Source organism: Arthrobacter sp. C9C5 (assembly GCF_013359735.1).
Classification (GTDB): domain Bacteria; phylum Actinomycetota; class Actinomycetes; order Actinomycetales; family Micrococcaceae; genus Arthrobacter.
Genome location: NZ_JABFMX010000006.1, coordinates 69990 through 89747 on the forward strand (window position 1 = coordinate 69990; position 19758 = coordinate 89747).

23 protein-coding genes are annotated in these 19758 nt (G+C 68.7%); 19 read left to right on the forward strand and 4 right to left on the reverse strand.

What is annotated here, in order from left to right; translation table 11 throughout:
* On the reverse strand, positions 1 to 408 hold a 408-nt coding region (locus HNO80_RS17770), incomplete at its 3' end, for a hypothetical protein (protein ID WP_217500666.1).
* A gap of 145 nt (positions 409 to 553) precedes the next feature.
* Here HNO80_RS17770 and HNO80_RS18065 point away from each other — a divergent pair.
* Genes HNO80_RS18065 through HNO80_RS06285 form a run of 3 tightly spaced genes read left to right on the forward strand, consistent with a single transcriptional unit; the run spans position 554 to position 3148 of the window.
* Positions 554 to 1492 carry a flagellar hook-length control protein FliK gene (locus tag HNO80_RS18065; RefSeq protein ID WP_217500667.1) on the forward strand — a complete coding sequence of 313 codons (939 nt, stop codon included), beginning with the start codon at positions 554 to 556 and terminating at the stop codon, positions 1490 to 1492.
* A gap of 18 nt (positions 1493 to 1510) precedes the next feature.
* Complete coding sequence (locus HNO80_RS06280; protein ID WP_175321986.1) at positions 1511 to 1945, forward strand: flagellar hook assembly protein FlgD; 435 nt, start codon at positions 1511 to 1513, stop codon at positions 1943 to 1945.
* A gap of 30 nt (positions 1946 to 1975) precedes the next feature.
* On the forward strand, positions 1976 to 3148 hold the full coding sequence (locus HNO80_RS06285) for a flagellar hook protein FlgE (protein ID WP_175321987.1): 1173 nt from the start codon (positions 1976 to 1978) through the stop codon (positions 3146 to 3148).
* A 139-nt stretch (positions 3149 to 3287) separates the two neighbouring features.
* Here HNO80_RS06285 and HNO80_RS06290 read toward each other — a convergent pair whose 3' ends face one another.
* The gene (locus tag HNO80_RS06290) at positions 3288 to 4205 is read right to left on the reverse strand and encodes a DUF559 domain-containing protein (RefSeq protein ID WP_175321988.1); all 918 of its coding nucleotides are present in this window, start codon (positions 4203 to 4205) and stop codon (positions 3288 to 3290) included.
* A gap of 227 nt (positions 4206 to 4432) precedes the next feature.
* On the opposite strand from HNO80_RS06290, the gene HNO80_RS06295 reads away from it, so the two are divergent.
* The 13 genes from HNO80_RS06295 (at position 4433) to HNO80_RS06355 (ending at position 15209) form a co-directional block, all read left to right on the forward strand.
* The gene (locus tag HNO80_RS06295; RefSeq protein WP_175321989.1) at positions 4433 to 4720 is read left to right on the forward strand and encodes a flagellar FlbD family protein; all 288 of its coding nucleotides are present in this window, start codon (positions 4433 to 4435) and stop codon (positions 4718 to 4720) included.
* Between the two features lie 3 nt (positions 4721 to 4723).
* Complete coding sequence (locus HNO80_RS06300; RefSeq protein ID WP_175321990.1) at positions 4724 to 5545, forward strand: motility protein A; 822 nt, start codon at positions 4724 to 4726, stop codon at positions 5543 to 5545.
* Positions 5542 to 6369 (forward strand): OmpA/MotB family protein, encoded by an 828-nt coding sequence (locus HNO80_RS06305; RefSeq protein WP_175321991.1) that lies wholly within the window; start codon positions 5542 to 5544, stop codon positions 6367 to 6369. The genes HNO80_RS06300 and HNO80_RS06305 overlap by 4 nt, the downstream gene beginning before the upstream one ends.
* A gap of 87 nt (positions 6370 to 6456) precedes the next feature.
* Positions 6457 to 7353, forward strand: a complete 897-nt coding sequence (locus HNO80_RS06310; RefSeq protein ID WP_349627247.1) for a flagellar motor switch protein FliM — start codon at positions 6457 to 6459, stop codon at positions 7351 to 7353.
* Positions 7350 to 8078 carry a flagellar motor switch protein FliN gene (gene fliN / locus HNO80_RS06315; protein WP_175321992.1) on the forward strand — a complete coding sequence of 243 codons (729 nt, stop codon included), beginning with the start codon at positions 7350 to 7352 and terminating at the stop codon, positions 8076 to 8078. The genes HNO80_RS06310 and fliN overlap by 4 nt, the downstream gene beginning before the upstream one ends.
* Positions 8079 to 8693, forward strand: a complete 615-nt coding sequence (fliO, locus tag HNO80_RS06320; protein ID WP_175321993.1) for a flagellar biosynthetic protein FliO — start codon at positions 8079 to 8081, stop codon at positions 8691 to 8693. It abuts the gene before it with no gap.
* Complete coding sequence (gene fliP, locus HNO80_RS06325) at positions 8693 to 9553, forward strand: flagellar type III secretion system pore protein FliP (RefSeq protein ID WP_502707827.1); 861 nt, start codon at positions 8693 to 8695, stop codon at positions 9551 to 9553. The genes fliO and fliP overlap by 1 nt, the downstream gene beginning before the upstream one ends.
* Positions 9550 to 9825 carry a flagellar biosynthesis protein FliQ gene (fliQ, locus tag HNO80_RS06330; RefSeq protein WP_175321994.1) on the forward strand — a complete coding sequence of 92 codons (276 nt, stop codon included), beginning with the start codon at positions 9550 to 9552 and terminating at the stop codon, positions 9823 to 9825. The genes fliP and fliQ overlap by 4 nt, the downstream gene beginning before the upstream one ends.
* A gap of 1 nt (position 9826) precedes the next feature.
* Positions 9827 to 10585, forward strand: a complete 759-nt coding sequence (locus HNO80_RS06335) for a flagellar biosynthetic protein FliR (protein WP_175321995.1) — start codon at positions 9827 to 9829, stop codon at positions 10583 to 10585.
* On the forward strand, positions 10585 to 11667 hold the full coding sequence (locus HNO80_RS06340; protein ID WP_175321996.1) for an EscU/YscU/HrcU family type III secretion system export apparatus switch protein: 1083 nt from the start codon (positions 10585 to 10587) through the stop codon (positions 11665 to 11667). Before HNO80_RS06335 ends, HNO80_RS06340 begins: the two co-directional genes overlap by 1 nt.
* A gap of 61 nt (positions 11668 to 11728) precedes the next feature.
* Positions 11729 to 13777: a flagellar biosynthesis protein FlhA gene (locus HNO80_RS06345; RefSeq protein ID WP_175321997.1), complete on the forward strand. Its 2049-nt coding sequence runs from the start codon at positions 11729 to 11731 to the stop codon at positions 13775 to 13777.
* Entirely contained in the window at positions 13755 to 14909 is a 1155-nt protein-coding gene (locus HNO80_RS06350; protein WP_175321998.1) for a hypothetical protein, read from the forward strand. The genes HNO80_RS06345 and HNO80_RS06350 overlap by 23 nt, the downstream gene beginning before the upstream one ends.
* Before the next feature lie 9 nt (positions 14910 to 14918).
* Positions 14919 to 15209, forward strand: coding sequence for a carbon storage regulator (locus HNO80_RS06355; protein ID WP_175321999.1), 291 nt, complete (start codon positions 14919 to 14921; stop codon positions 15207 to 15209).
* A 70-nt stretch (positions 15210 to 15279) separates the two neighbouring features.
* Here HNO80_RS06355 and flgN read toward each other — a convergent pair whose 3' ends face one another.
* The gene (gene flgN, locus HNO80_RS06360; protein ID WP_175322000.1) at positions 15280 to 15795 is read right to left on the reverse strand and encodes a flagellar export chaperone FlgN; all 516 of its coding nucleotides are present in this window, start codon (positions 15793 to 15795) and stop codon (positions 15280 to 15282) included.
* 225 nt (positions 15796 to 16020) lie between these two features.
* On the opposite strand from flgN, the gene HNO80_RS06365 reads away from it, so the two are divergent.
* Positions 16021 to 16839: a sigma-70 family RNA polymerase sigma factor gene (locus tag HNO80_RS06365; RefSeq protein WP_175322001.1), complete on the forward strand. Its 819-nt coding sequence runs from the start codon at positions 16021 to 16023 to the stop codon at positions 16837 to 16839.
* 132 nt (positions 16840 to 16971) lie between these two features.
* Positions 16972 to 17454: a Dps family protein gene (locus HNO80_RS06370; RefSeq protein WP_175322002.1), complete on the forward strand. Its 483-nt coding sequence runs from the start codon at positions 16972 to 16974 to the stop codon at positions 17452 to 17454.
* A 120-nt stretch (positions 17455 to 17574) separates the two neighbouring features.
* Here HNO80_RS06370 and HNO80_RS06375 read toward each other — a convergent pair whose 3' ends face one another.
* Positions 17575 to 19143, reverse strand: a complete 1569-nt coding sequence (locus tag HNO80_RS06375; protein WP_175322003.1) for an MFS transporter — start codon at positions 19141 to 19143, stop codon at positions 17575 to 17577.
* A gap of 68 nt (positions 19144 to 19211) precedes the next feature.
* On the opposite strand from HNO80_RS06375, the gene HNO80_RS06380 reads away from it, so the two are divergent.
* Entirely contained in the window at positions 19212 to 19751 is a 540-nt protein-coding gene (locus HNO80_RS06380) for a TetR/AcrR family transcriptional regulator (protein WP_175322004.1), read from the forward strand.
* Positions 19752 to 19758 lie beyond the last annotated feature (7 nt).

Sequence of the window (19758 nt, forward strand, 5' to 3'; positions counted from 1 at the left end):
AGGTTTGGTGCCGTCTGTTCCGGACGCTGCCTCAGGTTTGGTGCCGTCTGTTCCGGACGCTGCCTCAGGTTTGGTGCCGTCTGTTCCGAACGCTGCCTCAGGTTTGGTGCCTCCCGTACCCAACGCTGCCTCGGGTTTGGTGCCTCCCACCCCGGACGCTTCCTCGGGTTTGGTGCCTCCCACCCCTGACGCTCCCTCAGGTTCGGTGCCTTCCGTACCTGTATCTGCAGCGAATCCGGTCCCGGCGACCTCGCCCGATGCTGAGACGACGACGGACGCGAACCAGGGATTGGGCACCGTGCCGGCACCGTCCGACGCGTCGACGGCGGATCTGGCGTCGGCTTCCGATTCCACCTCCAACACCATGGCCGCTGTGGGCTGGATCAATTCCGGTGCCGTGGGCAGCATGGCCGCGAATCGCGACGCCGGCGCTACTCCCGCAAGTGCACTTTCAGCGGAGGCGGTGACCGGCCCGGCAGCCACCCCTGCCGGGGCCTCCGTCGGTTCGAACCTTCCACCCTCCGCCCTTGCTGGCTCCTCAAGCGCCCCTGCCGTGCAGACTGCGCCCACGACGGCGGCTCCGGTGGCTGTCGCGTCGATTCCGCCTGCGGCGTCGGCGGCTTTCGCTCCGGTGCCGGCCGGAGTTCAGGCAGCGTCCTCCGCCCCCGACGCGGCAACGACGCCGGCCGGCGGGAAGGCCGGCCCGGCTGCGACCCCCCGAGTGCCCTCGCCCGCCGTCCCCCTGCCCGCCACATCGGCGACTTTCAACGGGTCCGGCGCGCCGACCGCAACGCCCGCCGACGTCGTGACGTCCGGCGTCGTCGGCGTGAACAAACTCGCCGGCCCCACGCGTCCGGCCCCGGACGCCGTCCCGCTGGCCGCCGTCCCGGCCGACGGTGTAGTGGCGGCCGGCGCGGCGGCCCTGGCCGCACCCGGCCCGGCCTCCGGGCCTGCGACGCCCAGCGCCGGAACGGCCGCCGCGGCCTCCCCGGCACCGGCTGCCTCGCCCCAGCCGGCACTCCAGCCCCAGCTGGCCAAGCCGCTCTTCACCCTCGCCGGGGCGCCGCACGGCCAGCACGTCATGACCCTAAAGCTCAGCCCGGAGGACCTGGGACCGCTGACCGTGCGGGCCCACATCGACGGCGCCGGCGTCCGGATCGAACTCTTCGCCCCCGCGGACACCGGCCGCGAGGCGTTGCGGGCAATCCTGCCGGACCTCCGCAAGGAGCTCGCGGACTCAGGATTCGGCGCGAGCCTGGACGTTTCCGACTACAGCGGCCCGTCCGGTGGGGGACAGGACGCCTCCGCACGGGACGCAGGCCACGCCGACAGCGGCGGTGCCGGTGCCCGGAACGGCGCCGGGAGCGGCGGCCCGGACGGACGCGGGGAACCGCGGCCCGGACACCGCTGGGACCAGCTGGCGGACGAAGCCTCGCTGCGCAGCACCAGGATCCTGAACGGCCCCCAAACCACCCTCGACATTCTCGTCTGACACGAAGGAACCCGACCCATGACCATCCAGCCCATCGCCCCCCAGCCGATCACGGCCGCGGGGACGACCCCGCAGGCTGCCGCCGTCCGGGCCCCCGTGCAGTCCATGGACGCCAACGTGTTCATGTCCCTCCTCGTGGCCCAGCTCAAGAACCAGAACCCCAGCGCCCCCATGGATACCAACCAGATGATGGCGCAGACCATCCAGCTCTCCATGATGGAAAAAATGACCGAACTGACTTCCAACAGCAAGGAGGGATTTTCCCTCCAGATGCGCTCGGCAGCATCACAGCTGATCGGCCACTCGGTTGACTACAAACTCGCCGACGGCACCACCGGCACCGGAATCGCCAGCTCGGTTTCCTTCGCCAACGCAGTACCGACCGTCAAGGTCGGCGATCTCTCCATCCCCCTCGACTCCATCACCGGCCTTACCGCGCCGGCCGCTTCCTGACCAGTTTCCTCCCGTAGAAAGGCAGTTCCCATGCTCCGCTCGCTGTACTCCGGAATCTCCGGCCTTCGTGCTCACCAGACCATGCTGGATGTCACCGGCAACAACATCGCCAACGTCAACACGGCCGGCTTCAAGGCGTCCTCCACGCAGTTCCAGGACACCCTCTCGCAGATGACCCAGGGCGCGTCCGCGCCGCAGGGGGAGTCCGGCGGCAGCAACCCGGCCCAGATCGGCCTCGGCGTCCGCGTCGCCGGCGTGAGCACCAACTTCGCCCAGGGCTCCTCGCAGAGCACCGGCCGTGCCACGGACATGATGATCTCCGGCGACGGCTTCTTCGTTACGAGCAAGGGCGGCCAGCAGCTGTTCACCCGTGCGGGATCCATGACGTTCGACGCCGCCAGCCAGCTGGTCAGCCCGGACGGCGGCATCCTGCAGGGTTGGACCGCCCAGAACGGCGTGGTTAACCAGGCCGGCGCGATTGGCGACATCACGCTCAACCCCAACACCATGATCGCGACTCCCACGTCCAAGGTCACGATGGATGGGAACCTCCCCGGTGAAGCCCTTGTGACGGATGCTCCGCTGCAGCGTGTGGTCAAGGTCTACGATGCCACCGGCGCCGCCCGCGACATCAGCTTGAAGTTCACCCCCAACGGCGGCAACAGCTGGAACGTGGAGGGGGTTGACGGTGCTACCACCGGTTCGATGACCATGACCTTCGCCAACGGCAAGCTCACGTCCGGCTCCACGCTGGCACTCGGCGGCATCGACGTCGATCTATCGCAGGTTTCCGCCTTTGCCGGCATGAGCTCGCTGACCGTCGCCGGCCAGAACGGAGCGCCGGTGGGCAAGCTTGAGTCCTTCACCCTGGGCAACGACGGCTCGCTGATCGGGTCCTTCAGCAACGGCGTCAAGCAGGTCCTGGCCAAGATCGCTCTGGCCAAGTTCACCAACCCGGCGGGCCTGGAGAAGGCCGGCGGCTCGTCCTACGTCGCCACCGCCAACTCCGGCAACGTCCTGCTGGGCGCCGCGGGCGACGCCGGTATCGGCACCCTGGCCGGCGGCTCGCTGGAGATGTCCAACGTGGACCTGTCGCAGGAGTTCACCAACCTGATTGTCGCTCAACGCGGCTTCCAAGCGAACGCCCGGATCATCACCACCTCCGACGAGGTCCTGCAGGAACTGGGCAACCTCAAGCGCTAACCTGCAGTGCCCGCCGTCCGCGGCGCACCAATGTTGCTCTCTCACTTATGGCTGGCAAGAGCCGGTCATAGCCGCCGTAAGTGAGAGAGCAACTTCAGAGCGGGGGATCCGTAGGTAGCCGGCCGTGAGGGCTGCCGGCTCAAGCGCTGCGCAGAGCGAGACTGACTTTACGCACGGCGGCCCGGAAATCGTTGGCCAGGTCATCGGCATTGAACTTGAAGTAGCGCCAGCCTGCTGCGTTGAACACCTCGTCCCGGTGATTGTCCCGGGACTGCTGTGCGGGCGTGCGGTGATGGGCGCCGTCGTATTGCATGGCTATGCGCTGCTTGCGATAACCAAGGTCTGCGGGCGGAGAGTATGGGTCCTCCGGTACCAGCTTCAGCTGCAACTCCGGCTCGGGAAGCCCGGCGGCAGTCAGGGCCAGCCGCAGGAATGTCTCCGGCGCGGAGTCGGCCCCAGCGCGGACCAGCTCCACCGCCTGCCGGGCCTTCACTATCCCTTGGATCTTCGGGTGGCGCCGCAGCATGGCCCGAAGCTCGTCCGGCGTGGCCCATGCCGTGGTGCGCATCTCCAAACCCCTCCGCGGCTGGCGCACCAACTGGTCGCCGATCGCCACGAGATCCCCCAGGGGCAACCGGCGGGCCAGGTCAAGCCAAGTCCGTGCCGGCGTCGAGATGGCCATGCCGTCCAGCGCCATGACCTCCTCCGGGAACACCAGCACTCTATGCCCCACCACTCCTTCGCGCCGGACCGCGGGCAGCGAGCGGGGTTTGCTGAGGTGCAGTTCCCGGCATCCGCGAAACCACGACGGAAGCCACAGGCCGTGAATGACCGCGGCGCTCAGGTGCGAAATCCAGCCACCCGGCGTCGCGGCTGAGAGAGCCCGCGCCAAGCCCCGCAGCTCAAAATCCCAGCCCCCGGGCAGGTAGATCAGGCGGCCCGCCGAGGTCAGGTCCAAGGCGCGCAGCCGTGTCCTGCCGAGGCTGGCCGCCCGCGCCTCGTACACCGTGAACGGGGCAGCCGACAAGTGGACGGGCAAAGGGGCGGGCGCTCGCATGCGGACCATTGTGGCCGTAACCGCACCGACGCCGCTCAGGTTATCCACACGCCCGCGTTGCTCTCTCACTTATGGCGGCTAAACCCGGGTCTGAGCACCCATAAGTGAGAGAGGAACCGGGGGAGCGCCGGCGCCTAACGAAAGCGTGCGGTCGGCCGACAGTAAGGGGAGAACACCCCATCCCGCCGTCCGGCCGACCAGCCGGGCAGTCCCCAGAGAATCGGCCCATGATCGTTGTCACTCGCCTCAACGGAACGCGCTTCGCGGTCAATCCGGACCTGATTGAACGGATCCACGAGAGCCCGGACACCCACCTGGTCACGCTCGACGGCGCCGCCTACGTCGTGCTCGAAAGCCTCGCCGAGGTGGTGGAACTGATTGCCGACTACCGTGCCTACGTCCTGAGCAAGGCCCGGGACTTTCCCGCGGTGACCGGCTTCCCGCTGAGCCTGGTCCCGCCTGCCGGGCCGGAGGACGACGCCGGCCCCTCCGCACCTGAACCACCAAGGAAGTAAGCCATGGATCCCGCAACAATCATTGGACTGCTCCTCGCGTTTGGTTCCGTCGTCACCATGGTGGTCATTGAAGGCGGCAGCATCACCGCCCTGCTGCTGCCCGGGCCCCTGGTCCTGGTCTTCGGAGCGACCCTAGCCATCGGGCTGGCGGGCAACACCCTGAAGGACGTCATTCAGGCGTTCAAGGCCGTGCCGGCAATGTTCATGGGAAAGACGTCGAAGCCCCAGGAAAGCATCGACCAGATGGTGCGCTTCGCGGAAAAGGCGCGCGCCGAGGGCCTGCTCTCCCTCGAGGAAGAGGCGGCGAGCGTCAAGGATCCGTTCCTGGCCCGTGCCCTGCAGAACATCGCCGACGGCACCGACGCCGAGGACCTCCGGCTGCAGATGGAGGACGAGATTGACACGAAGTCCCGCAGCGACCACGCCTCCTCGAAGTTCTTCGCCAGCCTCGGCGGTTACGCCCCGACGGTCGGGATCGTCGGAACTGTTGTCTCCCTCACCCACGTCTTGGAAAACCTCTCCAAGCCGGATGAGCTGGGGCACATGATTGCCGCCGCCTTTGTCGCGACCCTGTGGGGCCTGCTCTCGGCCAACTTCATCTGGCTGCCGTTCAGTTCGCGCCTGGCCCGGCTCTCGGAGCTGGACATCGAACGTATGACGCTCGTGATGGAAGGCATGCTCGCCGTGCAGGGCGGCGCCCAGCCGCTGCTGCTGGCCGAACGGCTCCGGTCCATGGTTCCCGAGCACCAGCTCAAGAGCGCCGACAAGGGCCGCAAGGCGCCGAGCGGAGACGGCACAGTGGAGTCGATGGACACCGCAGCGTGAGCGGACGCCGGCGGCCCCGCAAGAAGCCCGAAGCGCACCACGTCGACGAACGCTGGATGGCTTCCTACATGGACATGGTCACGGTGCTCATGTGCCTCTTCATCGTCCTCTATGCCATGTCCACGGTCGACGCGAACAAGTTCGAGAAACTGCGCAATTCGCTCGCCACCGGCTTCGGCGCAGTGGCCTCGGAAACCGTGGACACCGCGTCCGGAACGGTGGTCCCGCCCGAATTTGTCAACAAGGACCTGGAGGCCTTCGCAGCCGTCCAGTCGGACAACAAGAAAGCGAAAGACGAGGCCCTGGCCGCCGCCAAGAAGGAAGTGGACCGGCTGCGCGCCCTCGAGAAAAAGATGAAAGCTGGCCTGGCCGCCGCCGGGCTGAGCCAGAACGTCGAGTTCCAAATCGACCAGCGCGGACTGACGGTCAAGCTCATCGGCTCCCAGGCCTTCTTCGCCCCTGACCGTCCCGAGCTCACCAACCGCGCGTCCCAGGTGCTGCACATCATCTCGCCCATCCTTCGTTCTGCGGCGCTGGAGATCATGGTGGAAGGCCACGCGGCGAAGGGCATCACTGCGTACCCGTCCACCTGGGAGCTGTCCTCGGCACGTGCTGTCAACGTGCTGCGCTACATGGTGGACCGCGGCGGGATCCCGCAGCAACGGATCGGGGCCGTCGCTTTCGGCTCGGCCCGGCAGGTCAACGACGATTCCACGCCTGCGCTGATGGAGCGAAACCGGCGGGTGGACATCGTGGTGATCTCCGACAAGCCCGACGTCGTCCGGGCCCTCATTCCCGAGGCGTTGAAGCTCAGCCAGAGATAGCGGCTTTTTCGCCTGCTGCGTATTGCCCCATTTATTGCCCGCGGCAGACTGCTTACGACGGCGGATCCCTTGCCGATAGTGGCAACCGTGAGTGTTCTGGATGAGCGGGAAGTGGTACGGGAGCGGACCGTCAGCGTCTATGACTTCCGGCGTCCCGCGACGCTGGCGCGTGAGCACAGCCGCGTCCTGGAACTCGCCTTCGAGACGTTCGCCCGCCAGTGGGGAACCCAGTTGACCGCCAAGGTCCGCGTGAAGTCCGTGGTGCGGCTCGAAGACGTCGGCATGCAGAGCTACGACGAGTACGCCGCCTCCCTGCCGGCCGTGACCGCCATGGTGCTGTGCACCGTGGAGTCGCACGATTCCAAGTTGGTGGTGCAGTTCCCCGCCCCGTCGGCCCTGGGCTGGATCAACCGGATGCTGGGCGCCTCGAATGACACGGTGATGCCGGACCGGAAGTTCACGCAGATTGAACAGGCCCTGGTCAAGGGACTCATGGACGAGGCCCTCGAGGACCTCGGCTACTCGCTCGGGCCGCTGTTGAGCGAAACCATCCGGGTGGACACCGTGCAGTACAACTCCCAGTTCGCCCAGGCCGCAGCACCCAGCGAACTCATGATTGTCGCCGCCTTCACGATCAACGTCGGCAACATCAGTGCCCCGGCCACCCTGGCGGTGCCGGCGGGGATCCTGCTGGGCCGGCTGAAGAAGGTCAACCCGACGGACGACCGCGGCAACGCGGCGGCCCGCGTCAGTGCGCAACTGGAGCGCGTCCCGGTGGAACTCTCGGTGCGGCTCTCGACCTCGTACGTCACCCCCAGCCAGGTGCTGGGCCTCGCGGTGGGGGACGTCCTGACCCTCCCGCACCTGGAAAACCGGCCGTTCGACCTCACCCTGGACGGCACGAGGCTGGCCACCGCCGCCCCGGCTCGCAACGGGTCCCGGGCCGCTGCCGTCATTGTCACAATCGAGGAGAATAACCAATGAGCATCACCCTGACCAAGCATGAATCGTCGGCGGAACGGCTCGTTGAGGAGCTGCCGAGCCCGGTAGCACTGAAGGTTGTCGCGCTGGTCCCGGCCCGCGCCGCAGCCCCCTACGCCCGCCAGGCCGTCACCGCGACCTTCGTCGGCTCCGTGACCGCAGACCTCGCCCTCATGCTCAGCGACCGCACCTTCCTGGACGAGGCGGCCGGGGGCATGGCCGGCGGCCAGCCCGGCGTCGTCTCCGTCACCGACGTCCTCCGCCCGGCGATGGAAAGCGCAAGCTCGGTCTTCGGCGCCGGCGTGCTCTCCGACCTGCGCGAGTCCGACGCTTCCGGGCTGCTTTCGGACCCGGATACTGCCGTCTTCGAACTCTCCGATGGCACCAGCCCGGCGGCATGGTTCGCGGTCCGGCTGCGCGAACACGGCGCCAGCCAGGACCGCGCCGGCGACCTCTTCGGCGGCGGCGACACGGTGGCCGGCCGGCTGGGCCGCATCAACAACATCGAGATGGCCCTGACCGTGGAGATCGGCCGCACCCGCATGTCCGTCCGCGACGTGCTCTCGCTCGAACCGGGCAAGATCATCGAACTGGACCGTTCCGCGGGCGCCCCGGCCGACGTCCTGCTCAACGGACGGCTGATCGCCCACGGCGAGGTCGTGGTCCTGGACCAGGACTATGCCGTGCGGATCACCCGGATCCTCGACGTGGCCGAGGGGCTTAGCTGAATGGACTCGCTGATCCTCGGGCTGCGGGTAGCCGTAGCCCTGGGCGCGGTGCTTGGACTGATCTGGCTGCTGCAGCGCCGTCTCGGCAAAGGCACGGGACGACGCCGGGCTGACGCCGCCCTGAGCGTTGTCAGCCGCCAAAGCGTCGGCCAGCGGGCCTCCGTGGTGGTGGTCGACGCCGGTGGCCAGCGCTTCCTGCTCGGCGTCACCGACCACGCCGTCAATGTCCTGCACGCCGGAGACATCCCGGAAGAGGCCATCGAAGACCTGGCTCCAGAGCCCCGCCGCGGCGGTGCCGCCGGCGCCTTCGCGCAGATCCTCGCCAGCGCGGGAGTCGGAGCCGGAGCCGCTGCCTCGGCCGCGCCCCTGAACGAGGCCGGGTCCACCGGCCAGGACGGCAGCCTGCCCGGTGCCGAGCCCGGGGCACCGGACCGGCCGCTGTCCCGCCGCAGCTCCATCCACCGCGAATCCCACGCCCGGACCACCCCGGGGCGCGGGACCCTGCCCGCCGCGGCCCACCCGCCGATGCGCGGGTCAATCCTGGCCGGGTCGATTCTGGCCGGTTCCACCTGGAAGCAGGCCGCTGCCGCTCTCAGGAGCGGACGCCGCAATTGATCCGCCGTGCCACCGCCCGCTCCGCCCGCGTCCCCTCCACCGCCATCAGCCGACCCGCCAGGTTCCTGGCCCTCGGCGTCGCCGCAGTGCTCTTCGCCGTCCTGCTGCTCTGGCTCAACGCCTCCGCCGGCCACGCCACTGCCCCCGTGCCGCCGGTTCCGCCAACCCCGCCGGCCAGCCCGGACACCGGCAGCGTCAACATTGAGATCAACGGCATGGACGGAAAGCCCTCCACGGCGGTCCTGACCCTGATCGGGATCACCCTGCTGTCCGTCGCGCCCGCGCTGCTGCTGATGATGACCTCGTTCACCAAGATCTTCGTGGTGCTCGCGATGACCCGCAACGCGCTCTCGCTGCCCTCCATCCCGCCCAACCAGGTGCTGGCGGGCCTGGCCCTCTTCCTGTCGATCTTTGTCATGTGGCCGGTCATCAACGAGATGAACACCATCGGCGTGCAGCCCTACCTGAACGGCACCCTTGATTTCAACGGTGCGCTCAGCGCCGGCTCGGGGCCGCTGCAGCACTTCATGCTGGCGCACACCCGCGAAGAAGACATCGCGCTGATGACCCGCGCCGCCGGCATGGAGAACCCGGCCACCCCGGAAGCGGTGCCGCTGCAGACGCTCATCCCGGCCTTCATGATTTCCGAACTCCGGGCCGCCTTCATCATCGGCTTTGTCATCTTTATCCCGTTCCTCGTGATCGACCTCGTCGTCTCCGCGGCCCTGATGTCGATGGGCATGATGATGCTCCCGCCGGTCATGATCTCGCTGCCGTTCAAGATCCTGCTCTTCGTCCTCGTGGACGGCTGGGGCCTGATCATCACCTCGCTGATCCAAAGTTATGCAGGCTCGGGATGAACGCCAACGCCGTCCTGGACATCTGCCTCCAGGCGATGATCGTGGCCGCCAAGCTCTCGGCGCCGGTGCTGGTGACCGCGCTGGTGGTGGGCCTGGCGATTTCCCTGCTGCAGTCCATCACCCAACTCCAGGAAGCCACCCTCTCCTTCGTGCCCAAACTGGCCGCCGTGGCGGTGGCGCTGCTGATCTGCGGGCACTGGATGATCTCGGAGATGGTCGCGTTCACCAACGACCTCTTCGCCAAGATCCCCTCCCTGCTCGGAGGCTTGTGAGGTGGGCATCCCGATCGACCAGACGTGGCTGGAAGTCCTCCTGCTGGCCACCGTCCGGATGACGGCATTCCTGATCGTGGCACCGCCTTTCGCGCACCAGGCCTTCCCCGGACGGATCAAAGCCATGCTGGGCGTCGGCCTGGGCCTGGCCGTCTCGCAGCGGCTCTCCGCCGGCTACGTCGCCCGCGACACGGCCGGGTTCCTCACCGGAGTGGTCCTGGAACTCGTCACCGGCCTGGTCCTGGGCTTCCTGGTCATGCTGGTCTTCGCGGCGGTCCAGTCCGCCGGCAGCCTGATCGACCTCTTCAGCGGCTTCCAGATGGCCCAGGCCTTCGACCCGCAGATGATGGTCAACGGCGCCCAGTTCACCCGGCTGCTGCAGATGGCGGCGCTTGCCCTGCTGTTCTCCTCGGACGGCTACCAGCTCGTCATCGGGGGCCTGACCGGAAGCTTCGCCGCCCTGCCGCTGGCCGGCGGCCTTGACCTGGCCCAGCCGGTCCAGGCCATGGTCGCCGCGGTCACCGGCATGTTCCTCGCCGCCGTCCAGATCGCCGGGCCGCTGCTGGTGGTGCTGTTCCTCGCCGACGTCGGGCTCGGCCTGCTGACCCGGGTGGCGCCGGCACTGAATGCCTTCTCGCTAGGCTTCCCGCTCAAGATCATGCTGACGCTCTCGTTGGCAGGATTCCTCTTCCTGGCCCTGCCCAGGATCGTCTCCACCCTCGCCGGGCAGGCCGCCAAGACTGTGCTGGGGGTGGGCTGATGGCGGATTCACAGGAAAAAACCGAACAAGCCACCGACAAACGCATGCGAGAGGTCCGCTCCAAGGGCCAGCTCTCGCGCTCGCAGGACCTCACCGCGTGGCTGGCCGTGGGCGCCGCCGCCGTGATGATCCCGGCCACCGTGGAGCGCGGGGCCAACGCGGCCACCGACCAGCTCTTCAGCGTCCGGGGCGTAATGGCGCAGCCGGACCCGGCAAGGGCCGTGAAGGCGCTTGAAGACGGCCTCGGCTCGCTCGCCGGAGTCCTCGGGCCGATGCTGATCGTGGTGCTCGTTGTGGTCCTCGTCGGCTCGGCGCTGCAGGGCGGCATCCACCTGAAGAAGTTCCGCCTGGACTTCGAGAACTTCAAACTGCTCAGCGGGCTGAAGCGCATTTTCGGCACCCAGGCGCTCTGGGGCGGCGTCAAGGCGCTGCTGAAGGCCACCGTCGTCGGCCTCGTGCTCTATTCGGTCGTTCAGGGGCTCATACCGGTGCTGCTCACCGCCGGCGGCCTTCCGGTGTCCGGCGTCGTCGCGGCCGCCGGGGGCGGCATCTCCTCCCTGGTCCAGTTCGCCGTCTTCGCCGGCATCGCCCTGGCGGCCGTGGACTTCTTCGTGGTGATGCGCCGGAACCGGAAGAAGACCCGGATGTCCAAGAAGGAAGTCCAGGACGAGAACAAGAGCAGCGAAGGCGATCCGCTGATCCGCTCCCAGCGCCGGGCCCGGCAGTTGTCCATGAGCCGGAACCGCATGATCGCGGCGATCGGGGACGCCGACGTCGTCCTCGTCAACCCCACGCACGTCGCCGTCGCGCTGAAGTACGAGCCCGGAAAGTCGGCCCCGCGGGTGGTGGCCAAGGGCGCCGGCCACGTCGCATCGCGGATCAGGCAGGAGGCCGAGGCGAAGAACGTGCCCATGGTCCAGGACATCCCGCTCGCCCGGGCGCTGCACGGCGCCTGCGAGCTGGGGCAGGAGATCCCGGTGGATTTCTACCACGCCGTGGCCGGGGTGCTGGCCTTCGTCATGTCGCTCAAGGCCCGCGGAGCCGGAGCCGGGCTGCACCGAATGGCCGGAGCCGCGCTATGAACATTTTCGGGAACACTTTCGGGAACACTTTTGGAACCAGCGTCTGTGAAAGGACCGCATCATGAACAACAGGCTCGCCCGGCTGGCGGTGCCGATCGGCATCGTGGGCATCGTGCTGCTGCTGGTGGTTCCCGTGCCCGCGCCGCTGCTGGACTTCCTGATCGTGTGCAACATCCTGCTGGCGCTGCTGGTGCTGCTGACCAGCATGTTCGTGAAGAAGCCGCTCGACTTCTCCGTGTTCCCCTCGCTGCTGCTGGTGGCCACGCTGTTCCGGCTGGGCCTCAACGTTGCCTCCACCCGTCTGGTCCTGGGCAACGGCTACGCCGGCCAGGTCATTGAGGCCTTCGGCAAGGTGACCGTGGGCGGCTCCATGATCATCGGCGCCGTCGTGTTCCTGATCCTGGTGGTCATCCAGTTCGTGGTGGTCACGAAGGGCGCTGAGCGCGTCGCCGAAGTGGGGGCGCGGTTCACCCTGGACGCCATGCCGGGCAAGCAGATGGCGATCGACGCCGACCTCAACGCCGGCCTGATTACCGACACCCAGGCCCGGGAGCGGCGCGCCGAGGTCTCGGCCGAGGCCGACTTCTACGGCGCCATGGACGGCGCCTCGAAGTTCGTCAAGGGTGACGCCATCGCCGGCATCATCATCATCATCATCAACTTCATTGGCGGCATCGCCATCGGCATGCTGCAGCGCGGCATGGAAATCGGCGACGCCCTCAACACCTACGGCCTGCTGACCATGGGTGACGGACTTGTCACCCAGATCCCGGCGCTGCTGATGGCAGTCTCCACCGGCATGATCGTGACCAGGTCCAACGCGGAGGCGGATATGGGGCGGACGGCCTCCACGCAGCTGCTGCAGTCACCCAACGCCCTGATGATCGCGGGCGTGGCCGCCCTCGCCATGGCCCTCATCCCCGGCATGCCGCCCATCCCGTTCATCCTGGTCGGCGCCGGGCTGATCCTGGCTTCGCGCCGCACCGCCGCCGGCCAGCAGCAGGCGGAACAGGCCCGCGACGCCGAGGCCGCCGCCCTGAACTCCCCGGAGCTGGACCCGAACGAGAAGCTGCTGGAGGACATGCGCGTCCACCCCGTGGAGATCCTGCTGGCCCCCGACCTTGTCGACATGGTCTCCGGCGCGTCCGACGACCTGCTGGCCCGGGTCCGGTCATTGCGGCACAAGATCGCGATGGAACTGGGCCTGGTCATCCCGCCGGTCCGCACCCGGGACAACGTGGATCTCCCGCCGGCCACCTACGCCATCCGGATCGCCGGGGTGGAAGCCGGCCGCGGCACCGCCCCGGGCGGGCAGATGCTGGCCCTCGGCGACTCGCTGGACTCGCTCCCGGGCGTCGCCATGATTGAGCCGGTCTTCGGGCTCGCCGGGAAATGGATTCCGGCCGAGATGCGGCACAACGCCGAGATGACCGGGGCCACCGTGATCGACCGCGTCTCGGTGCTGGTCACGCACCTGTCTTCGATCGTCACGGGCAACGCCGCCCGGCTGCTGTCCCGGGAGGACGTCCGGGTGCTGACCGAGGGCGTCCGCAAGCAGAGCCCCTCCGCCGTCGACGAACTGACCCCCGCGCTGCTCTCGCTCGCCGAGCTGCAACGCGTGCTCCAGGGCCTGCTCGACGAACAGGTCCCCATCAACGACCTGGCCCGCATCTACGAGGCGCTCACCCTCCGGGCCAAGGTGTCCACCGACCCGGAGTCGCTGGTGGAGGCGGCTCGCCAGGCACTCGGTCCGGCGCTGACCGCCAAGTTCATGGAGGGCCCGGTGCTCAACGTGATCATGATCGACCCGCTCCTGGAGCAATCCATGCTGGAGGATATGCGCCCGGCCGAGGGCGGCAGCCAGATCGTGATGGGACAGGACCGGCTCGACGCCGTGCTTCGCTCGGTGCGCAACGCGGTGGACTCCGCGGCCGCCGCCAACCGGCAGGCCGTCCTGGTCTGCGCCCCGGCGCTGCGCCCGGCCATCCACCGGCTCATCGGAGCCCAGCCCGGGTCCGTCCCGGTGCTTTCGTACCGCGAAGTCACTTCCGCCAACGTCCGGATCGAAACTGTAGGAGTCGTGCGCCATGCCGAACCGCTATCGGCTTAAGGGAGCCTCGCTGGAGGAAATCCGCAGCAAGGCCGAGGCCCAGTACGGCCCGTCGGCCCGCATCGTTTCCGCCGAGCGCGTGATCAGTCCCGGCATCGCCGGGCTGTTCGCAGCGAACCGCTACGAGGCCGTCGTCGAGGTCCAGCCCAAGCACGACGTCGTCACCGGCGAGGTCGTGCCGGATGCGGACATCCTGTCCGAGGGCGAGATCGTGGAGCGGGCCGCCGCCACACCGGTAGACGCCCCGCGGAACACCGTCCGGGAAGCGCCGCGGCGCCCGGAGGCGCCGGGCAGCACGCGGGTTGCCGCGGCCCCCGGCCACGAGCTGCAGGGCGACGCGATCGCCGCCCTGCTGGCCGAAGCCGACGCCGCCGAACTGACCCTGCACCGGACCGGCGCCCCCGGCGTCTCGACCGGGTCGCCGGACTTCGCCGAACTGCTGGACCAGCTCGGCTCCGGGCTCCGGCCGACGTCGGCCGGAGCGGGACAGCCTGACCCGGCCCGGGCGGAACGCCCGGGCAACGGCGTGGGGGAGCGCAGCGCCCCGGCCCACAACCAGGCGGCACCTTCGCCGTCCGTGCGGTCTACCGCGCTGGCGCCGGTGCCGGTGCGGTCCGCGGTGCCGGTCCCGCTGAGCGGCACCGGGGACCTCGTGGTGCTGGTCGGTCTCGGCGACGACGCGATGGACACCGCCCTGGCCATGTCCATCGCCGCCGGCGGCGCGGACGTGCGCACCGCCGGAGAGTTGAGCGCCTACGGCCACCTGCACCTGGACGGACGCCAGAGCGCGACGGCGGCCCGCGCCCACGCCGTGGAGACGGAGCAGACGGTGCTGGCGGCCTTCGGACTCGGCAAGGCCCGCAACACCCTGGCCCGGCTGCAGGCGATCTCGGCGCTTTCCCCGGACCAGCTCTGGGTTGTGGTCGACGCCGGGCGCAAGCACGAGGACACCGCCCGCTGGGTGGGCCTGCTGCGGGCCCGGCTCGAGGTGGCCGCGGTGGCCGTGGTGGGCGCAGCGGACACCGGGACGCCAGAAAGCGTGGAGGCCCTCGGCCTGCCGGTGGGCTGGATCGATGGCCGGCCGGCGCCCCGGCCGGCGCCGTGGGCCGCAGCGTCCGGCCGCGAAGGGTAGATTGAGAGAATGCTGGTACTAACACGCAAGCCGGGCGAACAGATCATGATCGGCGACGGCATCGTCATCACTGTTCTGGAAGGGCGCGGGGACGGCGTCCGGATCGGCATCGAGGCGCCCCGCGGCGTTCCGATCCAGCGGCGGGAAGTAATCGAGGCGATCGCTGCGGCGAACCTGGCGGCAGCTGAAGCAGGCGCCGAGTCCGGTCCCGGCACCGAGGACGCGCTGCGCGGCCTGCTGCCTCCGGCGGCCGCCCCGTCGGCTGAAGCCGGCCGCCCCACTCGACCCGCCGTCGACTGAAGCAGGCCACCACACGACGTCGGAGGACGACGTCGTCGGAAGCGCCGGCCGCCTAATCCGGCGTGTCGAATCAGTGCGAGTTGGCGTCGTCGCCGAGGTAATTGGCCATCAGCGGCTGGGTTGCGCGGCGCGTAATGGCGAGGGCCCGCTCAATGTTCCCGGCGACCGTCAGCTGTTCAAGGACTCCGGCAGGGTCGCTTGGGCCTGCGGGGCGGTGCAGGCTTTGGAGCATCTCCTCGTTGGCGCGGGCGGCCTCGCCGAGCCGGCCCATCAAGTCGCGCAGTCCATCCAGATGCTCCTGCAGGACGGTGGGCCACGACCCCTGCGGCGCGGCGGCAATCAGTTCAACCAGCGTTGCCTGCGCCGGCAAGCCCCATTCGGCCGCCACCGCCGCGGACTCGACATTGCGGGCCAGGGCTTCGAAGCGCAGGCGGTCCAGCACGGCTTCCACCTCGGAAGCGGTGAAGGTCAGCCAATGGATGTTGCCGGCCGCCACGTGCAGACGCTGGGTTTCCAACCTGAACAGGAGCAGTTCCAACTGCCGCCGTTCCTGCCACAGCGCCGCCGAAAGATCCCCTGCACCCATGGGCCCCATTCCCCCTGCCATCACGGCCAAATTACGGCTTCCCGCATTTTCCGCCAAGCTTTTCCCTGAGGGTACACGCAGATTCCGGATCAGGTGATAGGTTTCGTTCTGGGTGCTGCGCCCGAGCTTCGAACACCGCCTCCCATGGGGGGAGTGCGGGACCGTTTGCGGGTGCGGCTCTCAGGGTTTTAAAGCTCCTGATCCGTCTCATGGGGGGACACACTATTGAATCGCGTGGAACGCAATGAGATGGTCACCCAGCACCTTCCGCTGGTCGGCTATCTCGTCTCAGATTTGTGCTCGAAGGCGTCCCACCTCTCGCGCGATGACCTGGCGTCGGCTGGCGCCGTTGCTCTGATTACCTCGGCCGACTCCTTCGACCCTGACCTTGGCGTGCCCTTCGGCGCCTTCGCGCGCCGCCGCATCCTTGGCGCGTTCGCCGATGAGATGCGCGCCAGCGACTGGGCCACGCGCTCGGCACGCCGCCGGATCAAAGAGACCATGTCCGTCCAGGAAACGTTGGCGGCGGCTCTCGGACGCACGCCCTCCGTTGACGAGATCGCCTCCGCGCTCGGCGTCCAGCAAAGCGTCGTGGAAGCCGCCCTCGCGGACGCGTCGCGCACCCTCACGCCGCTCGACGACGCCGTCGTCGACACCCTCGCCGCGGAGACCCTGTCCCCGGAAAGCTCGGTGCTCGCGGATGAGCGGCTGCAGTACCTCCGTGCGGCCGTGAAGTCCTTGCCGGAGCGGATGCGCTACGTGGTCGAGGAGATCTACTTCGGCGACCGGACCGTCAAGGACCTGGCAGCCGAACTGGGCTCCACGCACGCCGCCGTGTCGCAGCAGCGCGCCGAGGCGATCCGCCTCATGCGTGACGGTCTCACCGCGCATTACGCGGATGACCCGGACCAGGGCTTCGAACCGCAGTCCCGGATCACGCCGCGCCGCCGGAACGACTACCTCGCCCAGCTTTCCGAGGCCACGGCCGGGGGGATCACCCGGGCCATCTTCCCGCAGGGGCCGGTGCTGAACCAGGCCGTCTGAGCCGACTCCGGGAAGCTTACTAAGGTTACTTAGTAAGCTAATCGTGAAATTGCGCCGCGACCATCGCGTGCGTCTGCTCCTTGGGGTAGCGTCTGAGGCATAACGCCAAGCCGTTCCTATCAAGGAGGATGCATGAAAGCAACGCCCACCCTGACGAGCAACCTGCAGGCCGTTCTCGTGGACCTGATCGAGCTCCACGTCCAAGGCAAGCAGGCGCACTGGAACATCGTGGGGACCAACTTCCGCGACCTTCACCTGCAGCTTGACGAGATCATCGAGGCAGCCCGCGGCTTTGCCGACGACCTGGCCGAGCGCATGCGCGCCCTCCACGCACTGCCGGACGGCCGCAGCTCCACGGTGTCCAAGTCCACCGCACTGGCGGAATTCCCGGCCGGCCTGATCAACACCAAGGACGCGATCGACAAGATCGTCGCCGCGCTCGAGGCTGCCGTCGGCACGATGCGCAAGGTGCACGACGAGGTGGACGAGGAAGACCCCACCACCGCCGACCTGCTGCACGAGTTCATTGCCAAGTTCGAGCAGTACGCCTGGATGGTCAACGCCGAAACCATGCGCGCCACCGCCAGCGTCACCACGCCGGACACCAAGAAGTAGGCGCTTACTTCTACGCGGTTTCCACGCGTCCGACGCCGGGTTCCCTCCCGGCGTCGGACGCTCGCATTTAACCCCTTGACAGGCGACGCAACCTGAACAGAGGTGCCCTGACGCCGGCGCCTAGTTCGCTGTCGGTACCTTGCGCAGCACGACGGCGGCAAGGACCGCGGTGCCGGCCATCAGCACCAGGGCGATGGCGGCCGTGATGTGCACGCCGGAGTCGAATGCGGCCCGGGCTGAGGCCATCACGGCCTCGGCCAGCGGAGCCGGGAGGGCATGGGCCAGTTCGGCGGCCCCGGCGAGGGTCTCGCCGGCCTGGGCCGCGGCCTCCGCCGGTGCCGTCCCAGCGACGCCGGCGGGCAGCTGCAGGTTGCGCTGGTAGGAGGCGGTCAGGATGGAGCCGAGGATGGCGGTGCCGAGCAGGGAGCCCACCTCGTAGCCGGTTTCCGAGATGGCGGACGCTGCACCCGATTTCGCCGCCGGCGCCGCCCCAAGGATCAGGTCGTTGGAGATGGTCTCGGCCGCGCCGACACCCAGGCACAGCACCAGCAGGGCGGCCAGCAGCACGCCGGGCCCGGCGCCGTGGTCCCCGAAGGCCACCAGGCCATAACCCGTAGCGCTGAGGAGCAGGCCGCCCGCCACCACGAACCCCGGACGGACCTTGCGGACCAGCGGGACCACGAGCAGCCCGGCGACGACGGTGGCGACGAGTGCCGGGATCATCGCCATGCCGGATTCTGAAGGCGACTGCCCCTCTAGCAGCTGCAAATGCTGGGCGAGGAACAGGATGAAACCGTTGTACGAAAACAGGGCCAGGACGTTGGCGGTGATCGCGGTGCCGAAGACCGGGTTGCCAAAAAGGCTGAGGTCCAACAGGGGAGCGGAGGACGCCGAGGCCGCCAGCCGGCGCTGCCGCCGGACGAAGGCGTACCCCATCAGCAGCCCGATTCCGAGGGCCGCGAGCGGTTCCGGCGCCACGCCGTCGGTCGCCAGGATCTTGATGCCGTAGACCGCCGGAACCATGGCCAGCAGGGACAAGACGATGCTGGGCGCGTCCACCCTGCCCGGGTTAGGGTCCCGCGATTCCGGGATCAGCGCGGGGCCGAGGACCAGCAGGGGCAGGATGATCGGCACGGCGACCAGCAGGACCGCACCCCACCAGAGGTGCTCCACGAGCCAGCCGCCGAAGATGGGGCCCAGCGCGGCGCCGCCGGAGAAGCCTGCGGCCCAGATCGCCACCGCGAGCCGCCGCCGGTTGGGCTCCGGGAAGATATTGCGGATCAGGGACAGGGTGGACGGCATCAGCATGGCGCCGAAGAAGCCCAGCCCGGCCCGTCCCGCGATCAGCCACTCTGCGGTGGGCGCAAAGGCCGTCACCGCGGAAACCAGTGCGAAGCCGGTGCTGCCGACGAACAGCAGCCGGCGGCGGCCGAACCTGTCACCCAGACTGCCCATCGCCACGAGCAGGCCGGCCAAGACCAGCGGATAGGCATCGACGATCCACAGCAGCTGCACGCCGGTGGCATCCAGGCTGCGGGCGATCGCCGGCAGGGCAAAGGTCAGCGCGGTGTTGTCCACGGCTACGAGCAGTACCGGGAACATCAGCAGCGACAAGGCCAGCCAGTCACGCCAGGGTGAGCGCGGGGCCGGGACGGTGCGGGTAGCTGCGGACAGGGATACGGTGCTCATGGAGGTTAACTTTACCGTCCAGACGGTACAGTTAAGAAATTCGAGTCCCGACAGGCATGATGGGAGCCATGGCCAGAAAACCCGTAGCCCGCGAAGCCGTCCTCGATGCCTTCGAATCCCTGCTTATTGCGGAGGGTGAGCGCGCCGCGACGCTCGACGCGGTCGCCCGGCTGGCCGGCGTCTCCAAGGGCGGACTGCTGTACCACTTCCCGAACAAGGAAGCCATGATCTCGGTGCTGCTGGAGCGGCTGGACCGGCTCCTCGCCGCGGACCTGGCGGCCATGGCCGCTGCACCGGAGGGAGCGGCCGCGTACTTCATCAAGTCCTCGGTGTGGGCGGATACCCCGCTGGACCGGGTCTTCGTGGCTGCCACCCGGCTGGCCGAAGTGGCCCACGCCGAGACCCTGCGGCGGATGGCCGGGGTCCAGGCGAGCTGGCTGGCGCTCCTTGCCGCTGACGTGGGACCCGCCATGGCCAAGCCCGTGCTCTACATGGGGGACGGGCTGTACTTCAACGCGATGCTGGCGCGGGGGCCCGGCGAGGCGCCGGCAGAGGTGACCGGCGACGTCGAAAGCCTGCTGGCCGCCGTCGAACGCCTGCGCAGCTGAGGGCCTC

Excerpts from the sequence above, each read along its gene's own strand:
- HNO80_RS06280 (WP_175321986.1), top strand. The coding sequence starts at position 1,511 with ATGACCATCCAGCCCATCGCCCCCCAGCCGATCACGGCCGCGGGGACG.
- HNO80_RS06285 (WP_175321987.1), top strand. The coding sequence starts at position 1,976 with ATGCTCCGCTCGCTGTACTCCGGAATCTCCGGCCTTCGTGCTCACCAG.
- HNO80_RS06290 (WP_175321988.1), bottom strand. The coding sequence starts at position 4,205 with ATGCGAGCGCCCGCCCCTTTGCCCGTCCACTTGTCGGCTGCCCCGTTC.
- HNO80_RS06295 (WP_175321989.1), top strand. The coding sequence starts at position 4,433 with ATGATCGTTGTCACTCGCCTCAACGGAACGCGCTTCGCGGTCAATCCG.
- HNO80_RS06300 (WP_175321990.1), top strand. The coding sequence starts at position 4,724 with ATGGATCCCGCAACAATCATTGGACTGCTCCTCGCGTTTGGTTCCGTC.
- fliN (WP_175321992.1), top strand. The coding sequence starts at position 7,350 with ATGAGCATCACCCTGACCAAGCATGAATCGTCGGCGGAACGGCTCGTT.
- fliO (WP_175321993.1), top strand. The coding sequence starts at position 8,079 with ATGGACTCGCTGATCCTCGGGCTGCGGGTAGCCGTAGCCCTGGGCGCG.
- fliQ (WP_175321994.1), top strand. The coding sequence starts at position 9,550 with ATGAACGCCAACGCCGTCCTGGACATCTGCCTCCAGGCGATGATCGTG.
- HNO80_RS06340 (WP_175321996.1), top strand. The coding sequence starts at position 10,585 with ATGGCGGATTCACAGGAAAAAACCGAACAAGCCACCGACAAACGCATG.
- HNO80_RS06345 (WP_175321997.1), top strand. The coding sequence starts at position 11,729 with ATGAACAACAGGCTCGCCCGGCTGGCGGTGCCGATCGGCATCGTGGGC.
- HNO80_RS06350 (WP_175321998.1), top strand. The coding sequence starts at position 13,755 with ATGCCGAACCGCTATCGGCTTAAGGGAGCCTCGCTGGAGGAAATCCGC.
- HNO80_RS06355 (WP_175321999.1), top strand. The coding sequence starts at position 14,919 with ATGCTGGTACTAACACGCAAGCCGGGCGAACAGATCATGATCGGCGAC.
- flgN (WP_175322000.1), bottom strand. The coding sequence starts at position 15,795 with ATGGGTGCAGGGGATCTTTCGGCGGCGCTGTGGCAGGAACGGCGGCAG.
- HNO80_RS06370 (WP_175322002.1), top strand. The coding sequence starts at position 16,972 with ATGAAAGCAACGCCCACCCTGACGAGCAACCTGCAGGCCGTTCTCGTG.
- HNO80_RS06375 (WP_175322003.1), bottom strand. The coding sequence starts at position 19,143 with ATGAGCACCGTATCCCTGTCCGCAGCTACCCGCACCGTCCCGGCCCCG.
- HNO80_RS06380 (WP_175322004.1), top strand. The coding sequence starts at position 19,212 with ATGGCCAGAAAACCCGTAGCCCGCGAAGCCGTCCTCGATGCCTTCGAA.